Annotated in this window: 3 rRNA genes; all 3 read right to left on the reverse strand. The window is 56.3% G+C overall.

The features are described 5' to 3' along the window. Positions 1-54: 54 nt before the first annotated feature. Positions 55-171: ribosomal RNA gene (rrf, locus tag KIK15_RS18140) — 5S ribosomal RNA — on the reverse strand. Positions 172-285: 114 nt separating this feature from the next. Beyond that, positions 286-3412 (reverse strand): 23S ribosomal RNA (locus KIK15_RS18145). A 331-nt stretch (positions 3413-3743) separates the two neighbouring features. Continuing rightward, positions 3744-5259 (reverse strand): 16S ribosomal RNA (locus KIK15_RS18150). Together the 16S, 23S and 5S rRNA genes form the textbook arrangement of a ribosomal RNA operon. Positions 5260-5383: the final 124 nt, after the last annotated feature.

Genomic DNA, 5383 nt, shown 5'->3' on the forward strand with positions numbered 1-5383 from the left:
TACACATGCTTGAGGCCCCCACACTGATCGTGTGGGGGCCTCAAGGGAAGGTGTGTTCGGCGGTGTCCTACTCTCCCACACTGATTAGGGTGCAGTACCATCGGCGCTGGAGGGCTTAGCTTCCGGGTTCGGAATGGGGCCGGGCGTTTCCCCTCCGCTATGGCCGCCGTAACTTTATGAAACTATCCCCCGACCAACCGTTTGGGGGTCACACATGTGTGTGTTGTTTCAGATATTGCACAGTGGATGCGTATGTCTCACCTGTTGTGGTGAGGTGTTGTTTTGTGTTGTAAGTCCTCGGCCGATTAGTACCAGTCACCTGCACCCATTACTGGGCTTCCAGTTCTGGCCTATCAACCCCATGGTCTGTGGGGGGCCTTACCCCTGCTAGAGGGTGAGAAACCTCATCTTGGAACAGGCTTCCCGCTTAGATGCTTTCAGCGGTTATCCCTTCCGAACGTAGCTAACCAGCGGTGCTCCTGGTGGAACAACTGGCACACCAGAGGTTCGTCCGTCCCGGTCCTCTCGTACTAGGGACAGGTTTCCTCAAGTTTCTTACGCGCGCGGCGGATAGAGACCGAACTGTCTCACGACGTTCTAAACCCAGCTCGCGTGCCGCTTTAATGGGCGAACAGCCCAACCCTTGGGACCTACTCCAGCCCCAGGATGCGACGAGCCGACATCGAGGTGCCAAACCATCCCGTCGATATGGACTCTTGGGGAAGATCAGCCTGTTATCCCCGGGGTACCTTTTATCCGTTGAGCGACACCGCTTCCACATGCCGGTGCCGGATCACTAGTCCCGACTTTCGTCCCTGCTCGACATGTCCGTCTCACAGTCAAGCTCCCTTGTGCACTTACACTCAACACCTGATTGCCAACCAGGCTGAGGGAACCTTTGGGCGCCTCCGTTACATTTTGGGAGGCAACCGCCCCAGTTAAACTACCCATCAGGCACTGTCCCTGAACCAGATCATGGTCCGAGGTTAAGGTATCCAATACGATCAGAGTGGTATTTCAACAACGACTCCACACACACTGGCGTGCATGCTTCACAGTCTCCCACCTATCCTACACAAACCGAACCGAACACCAATACCAAACTATAGTGAAGGTCCCGGGGTCTTTTCGTCCTGCCGCGCGTAACGAGCATCTTTACTCGTACTGCAATTTCGCCGAGTCTGTGGTTGAGACAGCAGAGAAGTCGTTACGCCATTCGTGCAGGTCGGAACTTACCCGACAAGGAATTTCGCTACCTTAGGATGGTTATAGTTACCACCGCCGTTTACTGGGGCTTAAATTCTCAGCTTCGCGGACGAATCCACTAACCGGTCCTCTTAACCTTCCAGCACCGGGCAGGCGTCAGTCCGTATACATCGTCTTACGACTTCGCACGGACCTGTGTTTTTAGTAAACAGTCGCTTCTCTCTGGTCTCTGCGACCACCACCAGCTCACCATGTACATGGGTCACCAGCAATGGCCCCCCTTCTCCCGAAGTTACGGGGGTATTTTGCCGAGTTCCTTAACCACAGTTCTCTCGATCGCCTTAGTATTCTCTACCTGACCACCTGTGTTGGTTTGGGGTACGGGCCGTGTCACCACTCACTAGAGGCTTTTCTCGGCAGCATAGGATCATGGAATTCGCCTCAAACGGCTACGCATCACCTCTCAGGCTATATGAACGGCGGATTTGCCTACCATTCGCCCTACAGGCTTACACCAGTACAACCACTGACTGGCCCCACTACCTTCCTGCGTCACCCCATCGCTTGACTACTACCAGGAAAGGTCCCGTGCATCACCACACTCGGCACCCGAAGGCACTCTCGGCGACTCTGGACGGTTAGTACTCCTGATTCATCATGGGCGCGGAAACACGGGTACGGGAATATCAACCCGTTGTCCATCGACTACGCCTGTCGGCCTCGCCTTAGGTCCCGACTCACCCTGGGCGGATTAGCCTGGCCCAGGAACCCTTGGTCATTCGGCGGCAGAGTTTCTCACTCTGCTTTCGCTACTCATGCCTGCATTCTCACTCCCACACCCTCCACACCTAGGTCACCCCGGCGCTTCCACGGATGCAGGACGCTCCCCTACCCACCCACACACCTGGCCCCCCAACCACAGTCAGAGGACAGGACACATGTGAGTGCCGCGGCTTCGGCGGTGTACTTGAGCCCCGCTACATTGTCGGCGCAGGATCACTTGACCAGTGAGCTATTACGCACTCTTTCAAGGGTGGCTGCTTCTAAGCCAACCTCCTGGTTGTCTATGCGACCCCACATCCTTTTCCACTTAGTACACGCTTAGGGGCCTTAGCCGGCGATCTGGGCTGTTTCCCTCTCGACTACGAACCTTATCGCCCGCAGTCTCACTGCCGTACTCTCACTCACTGGCATTCGGAGTTTGGCTGACGTCAGTAACCTGATAGGGCCCATCGGCCATCCAGTAGCTCTACCTCCAGTGAGAAACATACGACGCTGCACCTAAATGCATTTCGGGGAGAACCAGCTATCACGGAGTTTGATTGGCCTTTCACCCCTACCCACAGCTCATCCCCTCCATTTTCAACTGAAGTGGGTTCGGGCCTCCACGTCGTCTTACCGACGCTTCACCCTGGCCATGGGTAGATCACTCCGCTTCGGGTCTAGAACACGCCACTGAACCGCCCTGTTCAGACTCGCTTTCGCTACGGCTACCCCACACGGGTTAACCTCGCGACGTGCCACTAACTCGCAGGCTCATTCTTCAAAAGGCACGCCATCACCCACCCCGAAGGCGCAGGCTCTGACGGATTGTAGGCGCACGGTTTCAGGTACTATTTCACTCCCCTCCCGGGGTACTTTTCACCTTTCCCTCACGGTACTTGTCCGCTATCGGTCACCAGGGAGTATTCAGGCTTACCGGGTGGTCCCGGCAGATTCACAGCAGATTTCACGGGCCCGCTGCTACTTGGGAACCCATCAGATGAGACCACACACTTTCAGCTACCGGACTCTCACCGTCTACGGCAGACCATTCCAGGCCACTTCACCTAGCATGCGATTTTGTCACTCACCCCCAGCACGGCAGCACTGAGAAGATGAACCCCACAACCCCACACGCACAACCCCTGCCGGGTATCACATACGCATGGTTTAGCCTCCTCCGCTTTCGCTCGCCACTACTCACGGAATCACTATTGTTTTCTCTTCCTGTGGGTACTGAGATGTTTCACTTCCCCACGTTCCCTCCACACCGCCTATACATTCAGCGGCAGGTAACACCCCATCACGGGTGCTGGGTTTCCCCATTCGGACACCCTCGGATCACAGCTCGGTTGACAGCTCCCCGAGGCCTATCGCGGCCTCCCACGTCCTTCATCGGCTCCTGGTACCAAGGCATCCACCGTACGCCCTTACACACTTACAACAACAACACCTACAAACAAACAAATAAAGATGCTCGCATCCACTGTGCAATTCTCAAACAACACACACCCACCACCCACACACCCCACCAACCCACACGGGCCAGCTGCTACCAGGACAGCGCAATGATGAACACCAGAAAAAACACACAACCGTGTATTCCCTCAGGACCCAATAGTGCATCGACACCCACACCCAGTCACCCAGGCATGACCCACCACCACCGCAGCCTCATGCCACGACAATGCCGGCCTGTTTACGTTTCACCCAACGAACAAACACCCACCGCAACACAAACGGCCACGACGCAGGCATCCACGTTTGCTCCTTAGAAAGGAGGTGATCCAGCCGCACCTTCCGGTACGGCTACCTTGTTACGACTTCGTCCCAATCGCCGATCCCACCTTCGACAGCTCCCTCCACAAGGGTTAGGCCACCGGCTTCGGGTGTTACCGACTTTCATGACGTGACGGGCGGTGTGTACAAGGCCCGGGAACGTATTCACCGCAGCGTTGCTGATCTGCGATTACTAGCGACTCCGACTTCACGGGGTCGAGTTGCAGACCCCGATCCGAACTGAGACCGGCTTTAAGGGATTCGCTCCACCTCACGGTATCGCAGCCCTCTGTACCGGCCATTGTAGCATGTGTGAAGCCCTGGACATAAGGGGCATGATGACTTGACGTCATCCCCACCTTCCTCCGAGTTGACCCCGGCAGTCTCCTGCAAGTCCCCGGCATAACCCGCTGGCAATACAGGACAAGGGTTGCGCTCGTTGCGGGACTTAACCCAACATCTCACGACACGAGCTGACGACAGCCATGCACCACCTGTACACCAACCACAAGGGAACTACCATCTCTGGCAGCGTCTGGTGTATGTCAAACCCAGGTAAGGTTCTTCGCGTTGCATCGAATTAATCCACATGCTCCGCCGCTTGTGCGGGCCCCCGTCAATTCCTTTGAGTTTTAGCCTTGCGGCCGTACTCCCCAGGCGGGGTACTTAATGCGTTAGCTACGGCACGGATCCCGTGAAAAGGAACCCACACCTAGTACCCACCGTTTACGGCGTGGACTACCAGGGTATCTAATCCTGTTCGCTCCCCACGCTTTCGCTCCTCAGCGTCAGTTACTACCCAGAGACCCGCCTTCGCCACCGGTGTTCCTCCTGATATCTGCGCATTTCACCGCTACACCAGGAATTCCAGTCTCCCCTGTAGTACTCAAGTCTGCCCGTATCGCCCGCACGCGTGGAGTTAAGCCCCACGATTTCACGAACGACGCGACAAACCGCCTACGAGCTCTTTACGCCCAGTAATTCCGGACAACGCTCGCACCCTACGTATTACCGCGGCTGCTGGCACGTAGTTGGCCGGTGCTTCTTCTCCAGGTACCGTCACTCACGCTTCGTCCCTGGTGAAAGAGGTTTACAACCCGAAGGCCGTCATCCCTCACGCGGCGTCGCTGCATCAGGCTTGCGCCCATTGTGCAATATTCCCCACTGCTGCCTCCCGTAGGAGTCTGGGCCGTGTCTCAGTCCCAGTGTGGCCGGTCGCCCTCTCAGGCCGGCTACCCGTCGTCGCCTTGGTAGGCCATTACCCCACCAACAAGCTGATAGGCCGCGGGCCCATCTCGTACCCAAAAAGTTTCCACCAACCCCCATGCAGGAGAAGGTCCTATCCGGTATTAGACCCAGTTTCCCAGGCTTATCCCAAAGTACGAGGCAGATCACCCACGTGTTACTCACCCGTTCGCCACTCGAGTACCCCGAAGGGCCTTTCCGTTCGACTTGCATGTGTTAAGCACGCCGCCAGCGTTCGTCCTGAGCCAGGATCAAACTCTCCATGAAAAACCAAACGAAACAACCACCCACACCCACAGGCACAGACAGCCGAATCAACACAACGTTTCCCAGCAGAGCAAAACCCCAACCAAAAAACAAACCAACACACAAAGCGCTGGCACAACAAAAA

It is taken from the genome of Williamsia sp. CHRR-6, from assembly GCF_018474015.1.
Lineage (GTDB): Bacteria > Actinomycetota > Actinomycetes > Mycobacteriales > Mycobacteriaceae > Williamsia_A.